This is a genomic window from Streptomyces sp. CRN 30 (genome assembly GCF_034105845.1).
Map to the genome: position 1 here is coordinate 18,794 of NZ_JAVRHI010000383.1, position 20,109 is coordinate 38,902.

The 20,109-nt window shown below is 71.9% G+C and carries 17 protein-coding genes; 8 read left to right on the forward strand and 9 right to left on the reverse strand.

Annotated features, from left to right (window positions below; all coding sequences use genetic code 11):
* Window positions 1-7 precede the first annotated feature (7 nt).
* The 4 genes from rhaS to UW392_RS41490 are packed head-to-tail and all read right to left on the reverse strand — an operon-like array spanning window position 8 to window position 4,729.
* Window positions 8-1,090: a rhamnose ABC transporter substrate-binding protein gene (gene rhaS / locus UW392_RS41475; RefSeq protein WP_320780454.1), complete on the reverse strand. Its 1,083-nt coding sequence runs from the start codon at window positions 1,088-1,090 to the stop codon at window positions 8-10.
* A gap of 48 nt (window positions 1,091-1,138) precedes the next feature.
* The gene (locus UW392_RS41480) at window positions 1,139-2,182 is read right to left on the reverse strand and encodes an ABC transporter permease (protein WP_320780455.1); all 1,044 of its coding nucleotides are present in this window, start codon (window positions 2,180-2,182) and stop codon (window positions 1,139-1,141) included.
* Window positions 2,175-3,215, reverse strand: coding sequence for an ABC transporter permease (locus UW392_RS41485; RefSeq protein ID WP_320780456.1), 1,041 nt, complete (start codon window positions 3,213-3,215; stop codon window positions 2,175-2,177). The genes UW392_RS41480 and UW392_RS41485 overlap by 8 nt, the downstream gene beginning before the upstream one ends.
* Window positions 3,212-4,729 carry a sugar ABC transporter ATP-binding protein gene (locus UW392_RS41490; RefSeq protein WP_320780457.1) on the reverse strand — a complete coding sequence of 506 codons (1,518 nt, stop codon included), beginning with the start codon at window positions 4,727-4,729 and terminating at the stop codon, window positions 3,212-3,214. The genes UW392_RS41485 and UW392_RS41490 overlap by 4 nt, the downstream gene beginning before the upstream one ends.
* A 296-nt stretch (window positions 4,730-5,025) precedes the next feature.
* Between UW392_RS41490 and rhaI the strand changes: the two genes are divergently transcribed.
* From rhaI to UW392_RS41525, 7 genes are all read left to right on the forward strand, one after another.
* Window positions 5,026-6,186, forward strand: coding sequence for an L-rhamnose isomerase (gene rhaI / locus UW392_RS41495; protein ID WP_320780458.1), 1,161 nt, complete (start codon window positions 5,026-5,028; stop codon window positions 6,184-6,186).
* A 136-nt stretch (window positions 6,187-6,322) separates the two neighbouring features.
* Window positions 6,323-8,362 (forward strand): bifunctional aldolase/short-chain dehydrogenase, encoded by a 2,040-nt coding sequence (locus tag UW392_RS41500; RefSeq protein WP_320780459.1) that lies wholly within the window; start codon window positions 6,323-6,325, stop codon window positions 8,360-8,362.
* Between the two features lie 32 nt (window positions 8,363-8,394).
* Entirely contained in the window at window positions 8,395-9,855 is a 1,461-nt protein-coding gene (locus UW392_RS41505; RefSeq protein ID WP_320780460.1) for a rhamnulokinase family protein, read from the forward strand.
* Between the two features lie 78 nt (window positions 9,856-9,933).
* On the forward strand, window positions 9,934-10,689 hold the full coding sequence (locus tag UW392_RS41510) for a (Fe-S)-binding protein (RefSeq protein ID WP_320780461.1): 756 nt from the start codon (window positions 9,934-9,936) through the stop codon (window positions 10,687-10,689).
* 28 nt (window positions 10,690-10,717) lie between these two features.
* On the forward strand, window positions 10,718-12,205 hold the full coding sequence (locus tag UW392_RS41515; RefSeq protein ID WP_320780462.1) for a LutB/LldF family L-lactate oxidation iron-sulfur protein: 1,488 nt from the start codon (window positions 10,718-10,720) through the stop codon (window positions 12,203-12,205).
* Window positions 12,202-12,846 carry a LutC/YkgG family protein gene (locus tag UW392_RS41520; protein WP_320780463.1) on the forward strand — a complete coding sequence of 215 codons (645 nt, stop codon included), beginning with the start codon at window positions 12,202-12,204 and terminating at the stop codon, window positions 12,844-12,846. Before UW392_RS41515 ends, UW392_RS41520 begins: the two co-directional genes overlap by 4 nt.
* Window positions 12,847-13,297: 451 nt before the next feature.
* Window positions 13,298-13,591, forward strand: a complete 294-nt coding sequence (locus tag UW392_RS41525) for an ANTAR domain-containing protein (protein ID WP_320780476.1) — start codon at window positions 13,298-13,300, stop codon at window positions 13,589-13,591.
* A gap of 194 nt (window positions 13,592-13,785) precedes the next feature.
* Here UW392_RS41525 and UW392_RS41530 read toward each other — a convergent pair whose 3' ends face one another.
* From UW392_RS41530 to UW392_RS41550, 5 genes are all read right to left on the reverse strand, one after another.
* Window positions 13,786-14,580, reverse strand: coding sequence for an RNA polymerase sigma factor SigF (locus tag UW392_RS41530; RefSeq protein WP_320780464.1), 795 nt, complete (start codon window positions 14,578-14,580; stop codon window positions 13,786-13,788).
* 434 nt (window positions 14,581-15,014) lie between these two features.
* Window positions 15,015-16,076, reverse strand: a complete 1,062-nt coding sequence (locus UW392_RS41535; protein ID WP_320780465.1) for a PucR family transcriptional regulator — start codon at window positions 16,074-16,076, stop codon at window positions 15,015-15,017.
* A gap of 217 nt (window positions 16,077-16,293) precedes the next feature.
* The gene (locus UW392_RS41540; RefSeq protein WP_320780466.1) at window positions 16,294-17,760 is read right to left on the reverse strand and encodes a flotillin family protein; all 1,467 of its coding nucleotides are present in this window, start codon (window positions 17,758-17,760) and stop codon (window positions 16,294-16,296) included.
* 161 nt (window positions 17,761-17,921) lie between these two features.
* The gene (locus UW392_RS41545) at window positions 17,922-18,437 is read right to left on the reverse strand and encodes a hypothetical protein (protein WP_320780467.1); all 516 of its coding nucleotides are present in this window, start codon (window positions 18,435-18,437) and stop codon (window positions 17,922-17,924) included.
* A 158-nt stretch (window positions 18,438-18,595) separates the two neighbouring features.
* A complete protein-coding gene (locus UW392_RS41550; RefSeq protein ID WP_320780468.1) occupies window positions 18,596-19,561 on the reverse strand; it encodes a pirin family protein in 966 nt (321 codons plus the stop codon).
* Window positions 19,562-19,742: 181 nt separating this feature from the next.
* Between UW392_RS41550 and UW392_RS41555 the strand changes: the two genes are divergently transcribed.
* Window positions 19,743-20,093: a tetratricopeptide repeat protein gene (locus tag UW392_RS41555; protein WP_320780469.1), complete on the forward strand. Its 351-nt coding sequence runs from the start codon at window positions 19,743-19,745 to the stop codon at window positions 20,091-20,093.
* Window positions 20,094-20,109 lie beyond the last annotated feature (16 nt).

Below are 20,109 nucleotides of genomic sequence, written 5' to 3' on the forward strand. Positions count from 1 at the left end.
GGACCTCTCAGAAGTCGTACTCGTCGATGTTGTCGGCGTTGAACACGGTCGGCTTGCCCAGGTCGATGACGCCGTCCTTGCCGATCGTGTACTCGCCCATGTCGCCGGCCGTGAAGGTCTCGCCCTCCTTGCCGGTGATCTGCCCGGAGGACAGCGCGACGGCGGTGCGCGCGGCCAGCTCGCCGAGCTTCGCCGGGTCCCACAGTTCGAACGCCTCGACGGTGCCGTTCTTGACGTACTTGCGCATGTCGTTGGGGGTGCCGAGGCCGGTCAGCTTGACCTTGCCCTTGTACTTGGAGCCGGACAGGTACTGCGCGGCCGCCTTGATGCCGACGGTGGTCGGGGAGATGATCCCCTTGAGGTCCGGGTACTCCTGGAGGAGGCCCTGGGTCTGCTGGAAGGACTGCTGGGCGTCGTCGTTGCCGTACGCGACCTCGACCAGCTTCACGTCCTTGTACTCGGGGTCCTCCAGCTCCTCCTTCATGAACTCGATCCAGGCGTTCTGGTTGGTCGCGGTCTGCGCGGCCGACAGGATCGCGATCTCGCCCTCGTAGTCGATCTGTTCGGCGAGGAGCTGCACCTCGGTGCGGCCGAGGTCCTCGGCGGAGGCCTGCGAGATGAAGGCGTTGCGGCAGTCGGGCTTGGTGTCGGAGTCGTAGGTGACGACCTTGATGTCGTTCTTCATGGCCTGCTTGAGCGCGGTGCACAGGGCGCCCGGGTCCTGCGCGGACACGGCCATCGCGTCGACCTGCTGCTGGGTGAGCGTGTTGACGTAGGAGACCTGGCCTGCGGTGTCGGTGGCGCTGGAGGGGCCGACCTCCTTGTAGGTGGAGCCCAGTTCCTCGACGGCCGCCTCGCCGCCCTTGTCGGCGACGGTGAAGTAGGGGTTGTTGACCTGCTTGGGCAGGAAGCCGATGGTCAGGCCCTTCCTGAGCTCCGCGTTCGGGTCGGCCTCGCCGGCCGCGGCGGCCGAGCCGCCCTCGTGTCCGACGTCGCTCTTGGTGGTGCCGCCGCAGGCGGTGGCGGCGAGGGTGAGGGAGGTGACGGCGGCCAGGGCCGCACAGGCACGGCGGATCGACGACTTGCGCATGGCGGGATTCCTTCGAGGAGACGAGACGGGGGTGCGGGCGGCGGGTGATCACGAGGCAGGTGTGGGTTCCTTGGGCACGGGCGCCGGCGGTCCCGCGGAGGCGGCCCTGCGCCCGGCGCGCGCGACGGAGAGCTGGCGTCCGACCCGGGGGCCGAGCACGGAGACGACGAGCAGGACGCCGGTGACGACGATCTGCGACTGTGCGGAGACGTTGAGCAGGCTCATCACGTTCTGCAGCGAGCCCAGCAGGAAGACACCGGCGATGGCGCCGCCGAGGGTGCCCCTGCCGCCGTCGAAGTCGATGCCGCCGAGCAGGACGGCCGCGACGACGGAGAGTTCGAGGCCGGTGGCGTTGTCGTAGCGGGCGCTGGCGTAGTGCAGGGCCCAGAAGACGCCGGTGAGGGAGGCCATCAGCCCGGTGAGCACGAACAGGATCAGCTTCTGCCGCTTGACGCGCACGCCCGCGAACCGCGCGGCCTCCTCGCTCGCGCCGATCGCGAACAGCTTCCGCCCGAACGGGGTGGCGTGCAGCGCGACGACGGCGATCGCGAGCAGGACGAGGAAGGGCAGGAAGGCGTACGGGATGAAGGTGTCGCCTATGCGGCCGGCCGCGAAGTCCAGGTACTGGGCCGGGAAGTCGGTCACCGCGTCGGAGCCGAGCACGATCTGCGCGATGCCCCGGTAGGCGGCCATGGTGCCGATGGTGACGGCGAGGGAGGGCAGCCCGAGCCGGGTCACCAGCAGGCCGTTGACGAGGCCGCAGCCCACTCCGAGCAGCAGGCAGACCGGAATGATCGTCTCGATGGTCATGCCCTGGTTCCACAGGGCGCCCATCACCGCGCCGGACAGGCCGGCCGTGGAGGCGACCGAGAGGTCGATCTCCCCGGAGACCACCAGCATGGTCATCGGCAGGGCGATCAGCGCGATCGGCAGGGTGTTGCCGATCAGGAACGACAGGTTGAGGGCGTTGCCGAAGCCGTCGACGAAGGAGAAGGACAGCAGCAGGACGACGATCAGCAGGGCCCCGACGGCTGTGTCCCACCTCATCGAGGTGGACCGGCGGACCGCCCGCGCGAGGGAGGTGTCAGCCACGGCGGGCGCTCCTCTTCTTCAGTGCGTCGGCCACCCGCAGGGCGACGATCCGGTCGACCGCGATGGCGAGGATGAGCAGGAAACCGTTGATGGCGAGCACCCAGACCGAACTGACGCCGAGGGCGGGCAGCACGCTGTTGACGGAGGTCAGCAGCAGCGCGCCGAGGGCCGCGCCGTAGACGCTGCCGGAGCCGCCGGTGAAGACCACACCGCCGACCACGACCGCGCTGACGACGGTGAGTTCGTAACCCGTGCCGGTGGCGGAGTCGACGTTGCCGAAGCGGGCCAGGTAGAGCGCGCCGGCGAGTCCGGCGAGGGCGCCGCAGAAGGTGTACGCGGCGAGGATGCGCCGCCGGACCGGGATGCCGGCGAGGCGGGCGGCCTCCGGGTTGGAGCCGAGCGCGTACAGCTCGCGGCCGCTGCCGAAGTGCTTGAGGTAGTACGCGGTGGCCACCAGCACGGCCAGCGCGATCAGCGCGAGGTAGGGCACCGCGGAGATGCCGCCGGAGCCGAAGTCCACGAAGGAGCCGGGCAGGTCGGCCGCGGTGATCTGCCGGGAGCCGACCCAGATGGAGTCGATGCCGCGGATGATGTACAGCGTGCCGAGGGTGACGACGAGCGCGGGCACCTGGCCGAGGCTGACCAGGCTTCCGTTGAGGAGCCCGAAGGCGACGCCCGTCAGCACCGCCAGCAGGAGGGCGACGACGGGGTTGCCGCCGCCCTGGAGGTAGGTGCCGGCTGCGAAGGCGCTGATGCCGAGCGTGGAGCCGACCGACAGGTCGACGTTGCGGGTGAGGACGACCAGGGACTGGCCGGTGGCGACGAGGACCAGGATCGTCGCGTTGAGCAGCAGGTCCTTGACGCCCTGCTCGGAGAGGAACTCGCTGTTGCCCAGCTGGGTGACGACGATCATCACCAGGAAGACGACCAGGATGGCGAGTTCGCGCATCTTGAAGACGCGGTCGACGAGGCGCGTACCGCTCGACTTCGGGGCCTCGGAGACGGGGGCCGGGTTCGGGGCGGTCACCGTCATGCGGCGGCCCTCCCGGTGGCTGCGGCCATCACCGTCTCCTCGGTCGCGTCGGAGCGGGAGATCTCCGCGGTGAGCCGGCCCTCGTGCATCACCAGCACCCGGTCGGCCATGCCGAGGATCTCGGGCAGGTCGGAGGAAATCATCAGGACGGCCACCCCGTCGGCGGCCAGCTGCGACAGCAGCCGGTGGACCTCGGCCTTGGTACCGACGTCGATGCCCCGGGTGGGTTCGTCGACGATCAGCACCTTCGGGCCGGTGGCGAGCCACTTGGCGAGGACGACCTTCTGCTGGTTGCCGCCGGACAGCGTGGACACGGTGTCGGCGATGCGCGCGTACTTCACCTGGAGCTTGACGGCCCAGTCGAGGGAGCGGCTGCGTTCGGCGCCGCGGTCCATCAGGCCCGCCCTCACGGTCGTACGGAGTCCGGTGAGGCCGATGTTGCGCTCGATGGACATGTCCATCACCAGGCCCTGGGCGCGGCGGTCCTCGGGGACGAGGGCGAGCCCCGCGGCCATGGCGGTGGAGGGGGCGCCGTTGGTCAGGGCCTTCCCGTCCACCTCGACCTCGCCCGCGTCCCAGCTGTCGATGCCGAAGACGGCCCGGGCGACCTCGGTGCGCCCCGCGCCGACCAGCCCGGCGAGGCCGACGATCTCCCCGCGCCGCACCTCGAAGGAGACGTCGGTGAAGACGCCCTCGCGGGTCAGCCGGCGCACGCTCAGCGCCACCTCGCCCGCCTCCACCTCCTGCTTCGGGTACAGCTCGTCCAGATCGCGGCCGACCATGCGGCGCACGAGGTCGTCCTCGGTCATGCCGTCCAGCGGCTCGCTGGAGATCCACGCGCCGTCGCGCAGGGTCGTCACCCGCCGGCAGATCTCGAAGATCTCCTCCAGCCGGTGGGAGATGAAGAGGACGGCGGCGCCCTGGTCGCGCAGGGTGCGCACGACACCGAAGAGGCGGGCCACCTCGGCTCCGGTGAGGGCGGCGGTCGGCTCGTCCATGATGAGGACGCGGGCGTCGAGGGAGAGCGCCTTGGCGATCTCGACGATCTGCTGGTCCGCGATGGACAGGCCGCGTGCCGGACGGTCGGGGTCGAGTTCGACGCCGAGCCGCCGCATCAGCTCCAGGGTGGCGGCGTGCGTGGCCTTGTGGTCGATGCGGCCCAGGGCCCGCTTCGGCTGTCGGCCCATGTAGATGTTCTCGGCGATCGACAGGTCGGGGAAGAGCGTGGGCTCCTGATAGATCACGGCGATGCCGGCGTCGCGGGCGTCGGCCGGGCCGTGGAAGACGGTGGGCTCACCGTCGAGCAGCACCTGTCCGGCGTCCGGACGGTGCACGCCCGCGAGGGTCTTGATGAGGGTCGACTTGCCCGCGCCGTTCTCTCCCGCGAGGGCGTGCACCTCAGCGGGGAACAGTTCCAGGGAGACGTCCCGCAGGGCACGGACCGCGCCGAAGGACTTGGAGACGTCCCTGAGCGCCAGCACCGGGGCCGGACCCGTGTCGGACGGGTGGGTCATGAGGGCTCCTCGACGACGCCGTCGGTCGGCCCCGGAGGGCGGCCCTCACCACGTCGTGAAAGGTTTCAACTGGGATGGCCGGGACGTTAGGCTCGCGCCGCCTGCCGCGTCAATGGGTCGGTATCGAAAAGTTTTCGAGCGCTTCCCGGAGATGAGAGGTCACGTGAAGGTCTCGAAAGGTGGTCACTGCGGGAGGGGTTGACAGCCCTTCGGACGGCTCCTAGCTTCAGCTCCTGAATCGTTTCAGAACTGGTTGGTCCACTCGTGCCAGAACCCCACGCAACAGGAGCCCTGAAGTGAGCGAGCTCGCCGCGGTGAAGGCCGCGCTCAAGACCCAGGCCGTCGAGACGCCGTCGTGGGCGTACGGGAACTCGGGAACCCGCTTCAAGGTCTTCGCGCAACAAGGTGTCCCCCGCACCCCCCAGGAGAAACTGGAGGACGCCGCCAAGGTGCACGAGTTCACGGGTGCCGCGCCGACCGTCGCCCTGCACATCCCGTGGGACGAGGTCGACGACTACGCCGCGCTCGCCGAGTTCGCCCAGGAGCACGGTCTGCGACTGGGCGCGATCAACTCCAACACCTTCCAGGACGACGACTACAGACTGGGCAGCGTCTGCCACCCGGACCCGGCCGTCCGCCGCAAGGCCGTCGCCCATCTGCTGGAGTGCGTCGACATCATGGACGCGACCGGGTCGAAGGACCTGAAGCTGTGGTTCGCCGACGGGACCAACTACCCGGGCCAGGACGACGTCCGCGAGCGGCAGGACCGCCTCGCCCAGGCCCTCGCCGAGGTGTACGCGCGGCTCGGCGACGACCAGCGGATCCTGCTGGAGTACAAGTTCTTCGAGCCCGCCTTCTACACGACGGACGTCCCGGACTGGGGCACCGCGTACGCCCACTGCCTCAAGCTCGGGCCCAAGGCGCAGGTCGTGGTCGACACCGGGCACCACGCACCCGGCACCAACATCGAGTTCATCGTGGCCACGCTGCTGCGCGAGGGGAAGCTCGGCGGGTTCGACTTCAACTCCCGCTTCTACGCGGACGACGACCTGATGGTGGGCGCCGCCGACCCCTTCCAGCTGTTCCGCATCATGTACGAGGTGGTGCGCGGCGGCGGGTTCACGTCCGAGGTCGCGTTCATGCTCGACCAGTGCCACAACCTGGAGGCGAAGATCCCGGCGATCATCCGCTCGGTGATGAACGTGCAGGAGGCCACGGCGAAGGCGCTGCTGGTGGACGGGAGCGCGCTGCGCGCGGCTCAGGGGGCCGGGGACGTGCTCGGGGCGAATGCGGTGTTGATGGACGCGTACAACACCGATGTGCGGCCTCTGCTCCGCGAGGTTCGTGAGGAGTTGGGGTTGGACCCCGATCCGATGGCGGCGTATGCCCGTTCCGGATGGGCCGAGAAAATCATTGCCGAGCGGGTCGGGGGGCAGCAGGCGGGGTGGGGCGCCTGAGCGTCTGCCGGGTTCTGTTTTTTGGCGACTGCGGGCCGGACGTGGCTGGTCGCGCAGTTCCCCGCGCCCCTGAGGGACGCGCCCTCTCCTCACCCTCTCGTCTCTTCACCCTCTCGTCACGAAGGACTGAACGCTCATGGCACCCCACCCCGAAGCCGCCGCCCTGCTCTCCCGCTCCCACCGGCTCGGCGCCGACCCCCGTAACACCAACTACGCCGGTGGCAACGCGTCCGCGAAGGGCTCCGGGACCGATCCCGTGACCGGGGGTGATGTCGAGCTGATGTGGGTGAAGGGGTCGGGCGGTGACCTCGGTACGCTCACCGAGGCCGGGCTCGCCGTGCTGCGGCTCGACCGGCTGCGGGCGCTCACCGAGGTGTACCCGGGTGTGGAGCGCGAGGACGAGATGGTCGCCGCGTTCGACTACTGCCTGCACGGCAAGGGTGGCGCGGCCCCCTCCATCGACACCGCGATGCACGGGCTGGTGGACGCCCCGCACGTGGACCACCTGCACCCCGACTCCGGCATCGCGCTGGCCTGTGCCGCCGACGGGGAGAAGCTGACCGCCGAGTGCTTCGGGGACAGCGTGGTGTGGGTGCCGTGGCGTCGTCCGGGCTTCCAGCTGGGACTGGACATCGCGGCCGTCAAGGAGGCGAATCCGCAGGCCATCGGCTGTGTGTTGGGCGGGCACGGCATCACGGCGTGGGGCGGCACCGCCGAGGAGTGCGAGCGGAACTCCCTGCACATCATCCGTACCGCCGAGGAGTTCCTCGCCGAGCGCGGGAAGGCCGAGCCGTTCGGGCCGCTGCTCGCCGGGTACGGGCCGCTCGACGAGGCCGGGCGCCGGGAGCGGGCCGCCGCGCTCGCGCCGTACGTCCGGGCGATCGCCTCGCAGGACAGGCCGCAGGTCGGGCACTTCACCGACGCGGACGTCGTCCTCGACTTCCTCGCCCGCGCCGAGCACCCGCGTCTCGCGGCCCTCGGCACCTCCTGCCCCGACCACTTCCTGCGGACGAAGGTCCGGCCGCTCGTCCTGGACCTGCCGCCCACCGCTCCCCTGGACGAGGCGCTCGCCCGGCTGGAGGAGCTGCACGCCGAGTACCGCACCGAGTACGCCGCCTACTACAAGTGCCACGCTCAGCCGGACTCCCCGGCCATGCGCGGCGCCGACCCGGCGATCGTGCTGATCCCCGGCGTCGGCATGTTCAGCTTCGGCAAGGACAAGCAGACCGCGCGGGTGGCGGGCGAGTTCTACGTCAACGCGATCAACGTGATGCGGGGGGCGGAGGCCGTCTCCACGTACGCGCCGATCGAGGAGTCGGAGAAGTTCCGCATCGAGTACTGGGCTCTGGAGGAGGCCAAGCTCCAGCGGATGCCGAAGCCCAAGCCGCTCGCGACGCGGGTGGCGCTGGTGACGGGCGCGGGCAGCGGGATCGGCAGGGCGATCGCGCACCGGCTGGTGGCCGAGGGCGCGTGCGTCGTGGTCGCGGACCTGAACGCGGAGGGCGCCGCCGGCGTCGCCGAGGAGCTCGGCGGCCCGGACAAGGCCGTCGCGGTGACCGTGGACGTGACGGACGAGGAGCAGATCGCGTCGGCGTTCAGGACGGCCGTGCTCGCCTTCGGCGGGGTCGACCTCGTCGTCAACAACGCGGGCATCTCCATCTCCAAGCCGCTCCTGGAGACGACCGTCAGGGACTGGGACCTCCAGCACGACATCATGGCGCGCGGCTCGTTCCTGGTGTCGCGCGAGGCGGCCCGGGTGATGACCGCGCAGGGGCTCGGCGGCGACATCGTCTACATCGCCTCCAAGAACGCCGTGTTCGCCGGCCCGAACAACATCGCGTACTCCGCCACCAAGGCCGACCAGGCGCACCAGGTGCGGCTGCTCGCCGCCGAGCTGGGCGAGCACGGCATCCGCGTCAACGGGGTCAACCCCGATGGCGTGGTGCGCGGTTCGGGCATCTTCGCGGGCGGCTGGGGCGCGCAGCGCGCGGCCGTGTACGGGGTGCCGGAGGAGAAGCTCGGCGAGTTCTACGCCCAGCGCACCATCCTCAAGCGGGAGGTGCTTCCCGAGCACGTCGCGAACGCGGTGTTCGCGCTGACGGGCGGGGACCTGACGCACACCACCGGTCTGCACGTCCCGGTGGACGCGGGCGTCGCCGCCGCGTTCCTGCGATGACAGGCGTGACGGGTGTGGCAGAAGTGAAGGGTGTGAAATCGTACGCCGCGGTCGACCTCGGCGCGTCCAGTGGGCGCGTCATGGTCGGCCGCGTCGGGCCCGACAGCCTGGAGCTGGCCGAGGCCCACCGCTTCCCCAACCGGCCGGTCCGCGTGCCCGAGGGGCTGCGCTGGGACGTGCTGGGGCTGTACGCCGGTGTGCTGGACGGGCTGCGGGCGGCCGGTGCGCACAGCGGCGGTCGGCTCGACTCGGTCGGCATCGACAGCTGGGCCGTGGACCACGGGCTGCTGGACGCGGACGGCGCCCTGCTCGGCAACCCGGTGCACTACCGGGACACCCGCACCGAGGGCGTCGCGGAGAAGGTGTGGGCCACCGTGCCCGCCGCCGAGCTGTACGCGGCGACCGGGCTCCAGTACGCGCCGTTCAACACGCTGTACCAGCTGGTGGCAGCCGGGTCATCGGCCCAACTCGCGCAGGCCGAGCGCCTGTTGCTCGTACCCGACCTGCTGGCGTACTGGCTCACGGGCGAGCAGGGCACCGAGCTGACCAACGCCTCCACCACCCAGCTCATCGACCCGCGCACCCGCGACTGGTCGTACGACGTGGCGGCCCGCCTCGGCATCGACCTGGAGCTCTTCCCGCCGCTGCGGCGGCCCGGTGATCCGGCGGGTGTGCTGCTGCCGCGGGTGCTGGAGGAGACCGGGCTGACCGGTCCGGTGCCGGTCACGACGGTCGGCTCGCACGACACGGCGTCCGCGGTGGCCGCCGTGCCCGCGACACCCGCGACCGGCGAGCGCTTCGCGTACATCTGCACCGGCACCTGGTCCCTGGCGGGCCTGGAGCTGGACGCGCCGGTGCTCACCGAGGCGAGCCGGGCGGCCAACTTCACCAACGAGCTGGGGCTCGACGGCACGGTCCGCTATCTGCGCAACATCATGGGGCTGTGGCTGCTCCAGGAGTGCGTACGGGAGTGGGGCGACCCGGACCTCGGGGAGTTGCTGCGGGAGGCGGAGGGGGTACCGGCGCTGCGGTGCGTGGTGGACGCGGGGGACGCGGCGTTCCTGGCACCCGGCCGGATGCCCGAGCGGATCGCCGAGGCGTGCCGGGAGTCGGGGCAGCCGGTGCCCGGCACGCCCGCCGAGACCACCCGCTGCATCCTCGACTCGCTCGCCCTGGCCCACCGCCGGGCGGTCGCGGAGGCGCAGGAACTCGCCGATCACCCCGTGGACGTGGTCCACATCGTCGGCGGCGGCTCCCACAACGAGCTGCTGTGCCGACTCACCGCCGACGCCTGTGGGCTGCCGGTGGTCGCGGGTCCGGCGGAGGCGGCCGCGCTCGGCAACGTCCTCGTCCAGGCCCGGGCCCACGGCCTGGCCGGCGACCGCGCGGAGATGCGCCGCCTGCTCGCCCGCACCCAGCCGCTCCGGCGGTACGAGCCGCGGGGGGACACGGCGGCCTGGCGGGCGGCACAGGCCCGGCTCACCGCTCGCTGACCGCGTCCGAGGCCCTCCCCGGCGCCGCGTCCCCGTCGTACCCTGCACACCAGCCCATGATCGACCGAAGGAGCCGCGATGCGTGTCGCCCTGTTCCTGACCTGTGTCAACGACACGCTCTATCCGGACACCGGGCGCGCCGTGGTGCGGCTGCTGACCAGGCTCGGCGTCGACGTCGACTTCCCCGCGGGCCAGACCTGCTGCGGGCAGGCCCACTACAACACGGGGTACCGGCACGAGGCGGAACCGCTGGCCCGGCGGTACGCCGAGGTGTTCGGGGAGTACGAGGCGATCGTGACGCCGTCCGGGTCGTGCGGCGCGATGGTGCGCGAGCTGTATCCGCGGATGGGTGAGCGGGCGCGCGCCGAGGGCCACGGGGGCGGCCTCGCCCGCACGCTGGCGCCGGTGGTGCCGAAGACGTACGAGCTGACCGAGTTCCTGGTGGACGTGCTGGGGGTGACGGACGTGGGCGCGTACTACCCGCACACGGTGACGTACCACCCGACCTGCCACGGGCTGCGTTCACTCGGCCTCGGCGACCGTCCGCTGCGGCTGCTGCGGGCGGTGCAGGGGCTGGAGCTGCTGGAGCTGCCCGGGGCGGAGGAGTGCTGCGGCTTCGGCGGCACGTTCGCCCTGAAGAACGCGGACGTCTCGGCGGCGATGGGCGCGGACAAGGCGCGCAACGCGGCCTCGACCGGTGCCGAGGTGCTGTGCGCCGCCGACAACTCCTGCCTGATGCACATCGGCGGCACGATGGCGCGGCTGCGGACGGGCACGCGTCCGGTCCACATCGCGGAGATCCTGGCGAGCACGGAAGAGGAGCCCCTGGCATGAGCGATCACGTCACCGAGGAGCCGGGCGCATGAGCGGGACCTTCGTCGGTATGCCGGCCTTCCCGGCGGCGGCGCGTGAGGCCGTGCACGACGAGACCCTGCGCGGCAACCTCCGGCACGCCACGACCACGATCCGCGCCAAGCGCGCGAAGGCGGTCGCCGAGGTGCCGGACTGGGCGGCGCTGCGCGAGGCCGGCAAGCAGATCAAGGACCACACCCTGCGCCACCTGGACCGGTACCTGGTCCAGTTGGAGGAGGCGGTGACGGCGGCGGGCGGGACCGTGCACTGGGCCGCTGACGCCGACGAGGCCAACCGGATCGTGACGTACCTGGTGAAGGCGACCGGCGAAACGGAGGTCGTCAAGGTCAAGTCGATGGCCACGCAGGAGATCGGCCTCAACGAGGCCCTGGAGGCCGAGGGCATCCGCGCCTACGAGACCGACCTCGCCGAGCTGATCGTGCAGCTGGGCGAGGACCGGCCCTCGCACATCCTCGTTCCCGCCATCCACCGCAACCGCGGCGAGATCCGCGACATCTTCCGCTCGGAGATGGGCGAGTGGGGCCGCCCGGCACCGGACGGACTTACCGACACGCCCGCCGAGCTGGCCGAGGCGGCCCGGCTGCACCTGCGGGAGAAGTTCCTGCGCGCCAAGGTCGGCATCTCCGGGGCCAACTTCATGGTCGCGGAGACCGGCACCATGGTGGTCGTGGAGTCCGAGGGCAACGGCCGGATGTGCCTGACCCTCCCCGAGACGCTGATCTCGGTCGTCGGCATCGAGAAGCTCGTGCCTACCTGGCGGGACCTGGAGGTGTTCCTGCAGACCCTCCCCCGTTCCTCGACGGCCGAGCGCATGAACCCGTACACCTCGATGTGGACCGGCACGACCGACGGCGACACCGCGGACGGGCCGGGCGCCTTCCACCTCGTGCTGCTCGACAACGGCCGCACCGACACCCTCGCCGACGAGGTCGGCCGCCAGGCCCTGCGCTGCATCCGCTGCTCGGCGTGTCTCAACGTCTGCCCGGTGTACGAGCGGGCGGGCGGCCACGCGTACGGCTCGGTCTACCCCGGACCGATCGGCGCGATCCTCAGCCCGCAGCTGCGGGGCACGCGCAGCGAGATCGACGCGTCCCTGCCGTACGCCTCCTCGCTGTGCGGCGCGTGCTACGAGGTGTGCCCGGTCGCGATCGACATCCCCGAGGTGCTGGTGCACCTGCGGGAGCGGGTCGTGCAGGGTGGCGTCGTCACCGAGCGGGGCGGCAAGGTGCTGCTCAGGCCCGCGAAGGGGCACGCGGCCGAGCGGGCGGCGATGCGCGCGGCGCGCTGGGCGTTCGGCCGGCCCGGCGCCCTGCGCGCCGGGCAGCGCCTGGCGTCCCGTACCCGCCGGTTCCATCCGCGGACGCTGCCGGGCCCGGGCCGGGCGTGGAGCGCGAGCCGGGAGCTGCCGCCGGTGCCGGCGGAACCGTTCCGCGACTGGTGGCAGCGCACCAACGGTGGGAAGGACGGCGCGAAGTGAGCAGCAGGGACCTGATCCTCGGCCGGGTGCGGCGCGCTCTCGCGGACGTACCGCGCGACGAGGCCCCCTACGAGCGGGCCGTCGACCGCGGCTATCTGCGCGAGCACGGTGACCGGAGCGTCGAGCGGACGGTGGAGCTGCTGGCGGAGAACCTGGCGGACTACCGGGCGCTCGTGCACCGCTGCACGGACGGGGAGCTGCCCTCGATGATCGCCGGGCTGCTCGCCGCGCGGGGGTCGGAGACGGTGCTCGTCCCGCCGGGTCTGGCCACGGACTGGCTCGCCGCGAGCGGCGCCGAGCGGGTCCCGGACCGGGCCGCGAGCACCCCGCACGAACTCGACCGCGTCGACAGCGTGGTGACCGGCTGCGCGGTCGCCGTGGCCGAGACCGGCACGATCGTGCTGGACGGCTCCCCCGACCAGGGCCGTCGCCGGATCACGCTCGTACCCGACCACCACATCTGTGTCGTACGCGTCCCCGAGCAGGTCGTCTCCTCCGTGCCGCAGGCCCTCGGACGCCTCGCTCCGGGGCGCCCGCTGACGTGGATCTCCGGTCCGTCGGCGACCAGCGACATCGAGCTGGACCGGGTGGAGGGGGTGCACGGGCCGCGCACGCTGGAGGTGGTGCTCGTCGGCGGGTGAACGGGCGTCGTGACGGTCGCGGCGGTGGCGGTGGCGGTGGCCGTGTGACGCGGCCGCCCGCCGCCCGGTCCTTCCGGGGCCTGTCGGAACGGGGTGGGTACGGTCCCACGTCATAGGTGCGCGGTCCTCTTACCTGGCATCCCCGAGATGCGGCCGGGCGCTCGGCGCAGTGCCATGGAGGGACCAGCTCCCATGGAGGGACCATGGGAAGTCGACTGGCGGTCTCCGTCAGGCCGGAGGGGACGAGGGAACCATGACCTCACAGGACCGACGGGGCCACCGGCCCCCCGCGACACCCACCGACAGCACCGGCACGACCGACATCACCGACACGACCGGTACCACTGGCACGACCGACACCACCGATGTCACCGGTATCGACACCAGCAGCCACACCGACAGCGACACCGACACCGACACCGACACCGACACCGACGGCAGCGTCGACCGGATCTTCGCGCTGCAGGCGGAGATCGGCCAGCTCAAGGAGGCCGTCACCTCGCACGCCGTCGTCGACCAGGCGATCGGGATGATCGTGGCCATGGGGCGGGTGACGCCCGAGCAGGGCTGGGCGGTGCTGCGGGAGGTCTCGCAGCACACGAACGTCAAGCTGCGCAACGTGGCGGAGCTGATCATCGTCTGGGGCCGGAACGGGGAGCTGCCGGAGGACATCCGCGCGGAGCTGGAGGACACCATCGACCGGTACGGACCCACCCAGCTGCCGGGCGCGCCACCGCTTCCCTGACGTCGTGGGTTTCGCCCGGGCCGGCCTGGTTAGCCGGGACGGCGTGGCACCGCTCTCGGCGAATCCCTCCCGGGAGGGTTCGGCAGTGAGCCCGCCGGCCGGCCGCCCGGCCGGGTCCTCGCGGACCCGGCCGGCGCGCCCGCGTCGGACTCGGAACCCGTGTCACATGAAGCCCGTGTCACACGGAGCACGTGTCACACGGACTCGGTGAGCAGTTCCTCGCGCAGCCGGGCGCAGCAGCCGCTGATCAGCCGGGAGACGTGCATCTGGGAGATGCCGAGCTGCGCCGCGATGCGGCTCTGCGTCATACCGCGGAAGAACCGCAGGTAGAGAATGGTGCGCTCACGCTCCGGGAGCGACTGCAGACAGGGTTTGACGGACTCACGGTCGACGACGAGGTCGAAACCGCCGTCCGGTCCGCCGAGGGCGTCCCCCAGCGAGAAGCCGTCGTCACTGCCCTGCAGCTCGGCGTCGAGCGACAGGGCGCTGAAGCATTCGAGCGCCTCCATCCCGACGAGTACGTCGTCCTCGCTGAGGTGGGCGTACTCGGCGATCTCGGCGATGGTCGGACTGCGTCCCGAGACGGTCTGGGAGAGTTCCTTCGACGCCGCGCGGACCCGGTTGCGCAGGTCCTGAACGCGGCGCGGCACGTGCAGGACCCACATGTGGTCACGGAAGTGCCGTTTGATCTCTCCGGTGATGGTCGGGACGGCGTAGCTCTCGAAGGCGTTGCCGCGTACGGGTTCGTAGCGGTCGACGGCCTTCACCAGCCCGAGGGCCGCGACCTGGCAGAGATCCTCGGTGGACTCTCCGCGGCCACGGAAACGAAGCGCTATCCGCTCGGCCATCGGCAGCCACGCCGATACGATCTCGTCGCGCAGCGCCTGCCGCTCGGGCCCGTCGGTCAGTTCCCTGAGCCGTTCGAACGCCTCGGCCGTGTCGGGTGCGTCGTCGTGCGGGTGTTGCTTCGTTCTGACGGTGATGCGCATGTGCGTCGCATCTCCCTCCGCGAGTGACCGGGCAGTCACCATGGGAGCGCGCGCTCGGACCTTACGGGAGGACACCCGGGGTCTGGCGGACCAGCTCCCACGGACGTGCCTCCTGTCCGAAGCACTGACGTGGAATTCCCACCCCAGGAACACGCCAACCAATTCCGGCAGAACATTTCCAGAAGAGGGAATTCCGTGCGTGACGCAGGGCAGTCGGCCGGATCTTCTGCACTGTCGACAACAGCCTATTCCCGTGCGGACGTGACCGCGAATCGGCCCGAGCACCCGCCTTCCGTTCTCTCGCGGTCGTCGCGCCGGATCGGCCGGTTCCGGAAAAGCGGACGGATTCGCGGGCGGGCCGTCGGCAGCCACTCGGGCGCGGCATCACCGAGCGGTTCCGGAGCGCGGCCGACGGCTCCGGTCGTCGCGGCCCGTCAGACCTCCTTGGCGGGCCAGCCCAGCAGACGGGCACCGATCACCGCGGTCTGCAGGGCGTACCGGTGCATGGGTTCGGACGGGTCGGCGCCGGTCAGCTTGCGGATGCGGTCGAGACGGTAGGTGAGGGCGCGCACGCTGAGGTTGAGGCGCCGGGCCGCCTCCGCCGCGACGCACCCGCTGTCGAAGTAGGCCGTGAGCGTGTCGATCAGCGGCTGGGCGCCCCCTCGCGCGCCGCGCAGCGGGCCCAGCGTGCCCCGGACGAGGTCGGCCATCGCCTCCCGGTCACGGGTGAGGACGGGGTAGACGAGGAGTTCACCGGCGCGCAGCACGGGCTCGTCCAGTTCGAGCCGGGCAGCCAGTTCCAGGGCGTTGAGGGCCTGCTCGTAGGAGCGGACGACGCCGCCCGGGCCGGGGTGGGCCTGCCCGATGGCGACCCGCCCGCCGTCGGTGGCCGCGTGGGCCTGTTTGGCGAAGAACGCGAGGATCTCGTCCTGGTCGCCGGGGGCGATGCAGACGAGCCGCCCGCCCTTGGTGGTCAGCAGGATGCGGCGCTGGCCGAACCGGGCCAGCAGCGCGCTCTCCACCTGCCGGGTGGCCGGGTCGGTGTCGTCGACCAGCCGGTCGCCCTGGGCCACGGCGACCGCGTGCGCCCGGGACAGGAGCAGTCCGAAGCGTTCCGCGCGTTCGGCGAGCCGGCCGAGGTCGCTGCGGCCGTACAGCAGGTCGTCGATGAACTCGCGGCGCGCCGCCTCCTCCTGCCGTACCGCCAGTCGCTGCGCGCGTTCGTGTCCCTCGGCGAAGGCGTCCACCGCGTACTCGATCGCCGCGAGCAGCCGGTCGGTCCCCGTCCTGGGGAGGCCGGGCCAGATCTCGCGGGTCGCGGACAGGTACTGGCGGACCGGACCTCGCAGCCCGTGTCCCTCCTCGGCGGCGCGCTCGCCCTGGGCCCGCAGGGACTCCAGTTCCTCACGCGTGAGCCGGCGGCCGGTCGCACAGACGTCCGCCAGAATCCGGGCGTACCCCTCCAGGTGATCGTCGGACAGCGCCCGTCCCGTCACGTTTCCTCCCCCGCTGCTCGCCGCACTCCTGTCACATTCTTAACGTCCCGCGGGCCGGGGTGCCGTCCCGGGGTGCCGGGCGGGCGCGCACCACGGTGGCCAGCGGTCAGGTCCCGGGTGCCGCCCCCACCCCGTCGGGGCGGCGCCCGGGACCTGACGGACCGCCGTACCGGGACCCCGTGGACCGGACCGGAGGGCCCGGGGAGGTCCCGGCGGTTCAGCCCTCGATCGGGACCTTCCCGTTGGTGCCGGCGGACTTCTCGGCGGCCGGGGCGTCCCCGTCCGTGCGCCGCGTGATGCCCTTCAGCAGCTCGGCGAGGTCGACGCCCGTGGTGGCGTTGAGGAGCTCGACGCCCTGGGCCACGTTGTCGGCGACGGTGCGGGAGAGCTGGGAGGCGCCGTCCGTGGAGATGACCGTCATCTTGTCCACGGCCGCGAGCGGCTCGGCGGCCTTGCCGACGACCTGCGGCAGCACCTCGACGAGCATCTGCAGCACGGCCGCGTCGCCGTACCGCCCGAACGCGTCGGCCTTCTTCTCCATCGCGTCGGCCTCGGCGGTGCCCTTGGCGGTGATCGCCGCGGCGTCCGCCTCACCCTCCAGCCGGACCGCCTCCGCGAGCGCGCTGCGGCGCTGCTTCTCGCCCTCACCGGTGAGGCGGGACCGCTCGGCCTCCGCCTGGGCGGCGGCGATCTCGGCCAGCCGCTCGGCCTCGGCCTGCTTGACCCGGGCCACCCGCTTGGCCTCGGCCTCCTGCTCGGAGGCGTACCGCTGGGCGTCGGCGGGCTTGCGGACCTGGGTGTCGAGCTGCCGGTCGGTCAGTGCGGCCTGCCGCTCGGCGACCTTCTCCTGCTCGGCGAGGATGTCCTGCTGCCGGGCCGCCTCGGCCAGCGGGCCGGCGGCGGCCGCACGGGCGGACGCCTCGTCGGTCTCGGCCTTGATCTCGGCCTGCTTGAGGGCGAAGGTCCGCTGGGCGACGGCGATCTCCTCCTCCGCCTTCAGCCGGGCCTGCTCGGCGGCGCGCCGGGCCACGGCCTCGGCGATGTCGGCCTCCTGCCTGGCCCGCGCGGCCTCCGGCCGGCCGAGGTCGGCCAGGTAGGAGCCCTCGGTGGTGATGTCCTGGATCTGGAAGGCGTCCAGGACAAGTCCCTGTCCGGAGAGGCTCGCCTCGGCCTCCTCGGCGACCTGCCCCGCGAAGACGGCCCGGTCGCGGATGATGTCCTCCACCGACATCCGGCCCACGATGGCGCGCAGCGCTCCGGAGAGCACCTCCTGGGTGAAGCCGACGATGCCGTCCTGCTGCATCAGGAACCGCTGGGCCGCGGCCCGGATGGAGTCCTCGGTGCCGCCGACCTTGACGATGGCGACGCCCTCCAGGTTGGCCTTGACGCCGCGCAGGGTGACGGCGCCGCGGACCGCGACCGGGATGTGGCGGGAGGACAGGTCGAGGGTGAACTTCTGCTGGACGAACGGCACGACGAAGACGCCGCCGCCGACCACGACCTTCTGGCCGCTGTTGTCGGTGAAGATGCGGCCGGTCTCCGGATCGGTGGCCTTCTTGCCGCGCCGGCCGGTGATGATGAACGCCTCACTGGGACCCGCGACCTTGTAGCGGGTGATGACGACCAGTGCGACGAGGACGAGGAGTACGACGACTCCCGCCACTGCTATGGCGACTGAACTCATGACGGTGACCCCTTCAGCCCTCCCAGGGGACGGCGTGTGGAACGAGAACGGTGCGGTGGTGCGGGTGCGCGCGAACGCTGCCCGGTGGCCGGGCGCGGTGACCGGGCGCGGTGACCGGGCGCGGTGACGGCCCGGTGTGCCGTCGCGGGCCTGCCGCCGGTTCAGCGTTCGACGAGGCGTACGGAGACCGCGGTACGGGACAGGGTCTCCGCGACCCAGACGTCGGCGCCGCGCATGACGGCGACCGGGCTCTTCGCGGCGAGTTTGACCGGCTGCCCGCCCAGGTGGACGAGGACCTCGCCGTAGCCGTCGGCGGGGATGGCCGTGACCACGCGGCCGGGCGCCCCGATCAGGTCGTCGCCGCGCGGGGCGGCCCCCGACCGGTCGGCCATCAGGGCGCGGACCAGCCGGTAGGTCACCCAGCCCGTGGCGAGCCCGGCGGGTACACCGACCGCGACGGCACCGAGGGTGCCCAGGTCGGTGGTGCCCAGGGCGATGGCTCCGGCGAAGCCGAACATGGACACGAAGCCCGCGATCACCGGCAGCGACAGCAGCCCGTCGAGCAGGCCGTCCAGGGCGCCGACGCCGTCGAGGAGCCCCTCGAGGAGACCGTCGAGGAGCAGGGACAGGGCGAGCAGCACGACCCCCGCAATGCCCAAACCGAGAAACCAGGCCATCCGCGCTCACCGCCTCATCCGCTTGCTGTCCGGCCGGTGTACGCATGTTCACATATGAGTGGACCTTTTTACATTGCCTGATTCCGGCAGTCTTAACGCGTTCTTAATGCCGCTTTCCGGCCATCGGCGGGCAGCGGCACCGGTCGGCGGGCCGCCGGTCAGCGCACCCTTCCGCGCGGTTTCAGCGGCGTCGGCGGCAGGTCGGGGGCGCGCAGGGGCGCGCCGTCGTAGCCCTTGACCTCGCCGAAGCGGGAGCCCGTCGTCCAGTCCGCACGCGCCTGCTCGATCTCCGCCTGGCTGCGTCCGATGAAGTTCCACCACATGACGAGCTCCTCCTCGAACGGCTCGCCGCCGAGGAGCATCAGGTCCGCGCCGCCGTCGGCGCGCAGCGGCAGTCCGGTGCGGCCGCAGCCCAGGTAGAGCATCGAGCCGGGCAGCACCGGGACGCCGTCCACGTACGCCTCGCCGGACATGGAGAGGACCGCGTACTCGAAGTCCCGCTCCAGCGGCAGCGTCACGTCGGCGCCGCGCGCGAGCGCCAGGTCGGCGCCGACGATCGGGGTGTACGTCGCGCCGGGCGAGGTGGCGCCGTCGACGGTGCCCAGGAGCAGCGTCGCCCTGAGTCCGGGGGCGGTCACCACCGGCAGGTCCGCGTGGTGCTCGAAGTGCGGTTCGGTGTGCCGGTGACCGTCCGGCAGGGCGACCCAGAGCTGGGCGCCGTGCAGGAGGCGCGCGTGCGGGCGGGGGCTCTCCTCGGAGTGGCTGATCGCCCGGCCGGAGGTCATCAGGCCCAGTTCGCGCGGCCGGATCGTCTGCAGGCTGCCCGTGGAGTCGCGGTGCAGCACCTCGCCCTCGTGCAGCCAGCTCACCGTCTGCAGCCCGGTGTGCGGGTGCGGCGGGACCTGCATGCCGGGCTCGTCGGCGATGTCGTCGGGGCCGTAGTGGTCGACGAAGCACCAGGCGCCGACCATGCGGCGGCCCAGGTTGGGCAGCAGCCGGCGCACCTCGGTGGTCTCCCCGAGCCGCACCGGCCGGGGACTGAGGAGTTCACGCACCGGTTCCGCCACCACGAATCCCCGGCCGCCGCACGCCGCGGGCACCGCCACCCGGTCAAGGTTGCTCATGCCGCCCAAACTAGACCCGCCGGACCCCGCCCGTCAGTCGCTCGCCCGGTCCGCCACTCCGTCGCCGGTGGCCGGCGTCTCGGTGGTGGAACGCGGTGGTCGAACGCGGTGGTCGAACGCGGTGGTGGAATGTTCAACCGTCTCGTGGGGTTGTAGCCGCCGGAACACGGAGGAGGCCACGATGGACACGACGTACTACGAGCACGGGACGGCCGCGGAGCGCTGGGAGCGGGCGCACCTGTTCTTCGACGCCAAGGAGTACACCGCCGCGGCACACGTCCTCGCCGGGCTGGTCGACGAGGTCCCGGGACAGATCGGACCGCGGCTGCTGCTGGCGCGCGCCTACTACCACTCGGCCCAACTGAGGCGCGCGGAGAGCGAGTTGCGCGTCATCGTCGAGCGCGACCCGGTGGAGCACTACGCCCGGCTGATGCTGGGGCGCACGCTCGAGCGGCAGGGGCGGCACGAGGAGGCGGAGCGGCACCTGCGGATCGCCTCCGCCCTCGCGGGCGACTTCGAGCAGCTCCCGTAGGGCGCCGCTCCCCCTC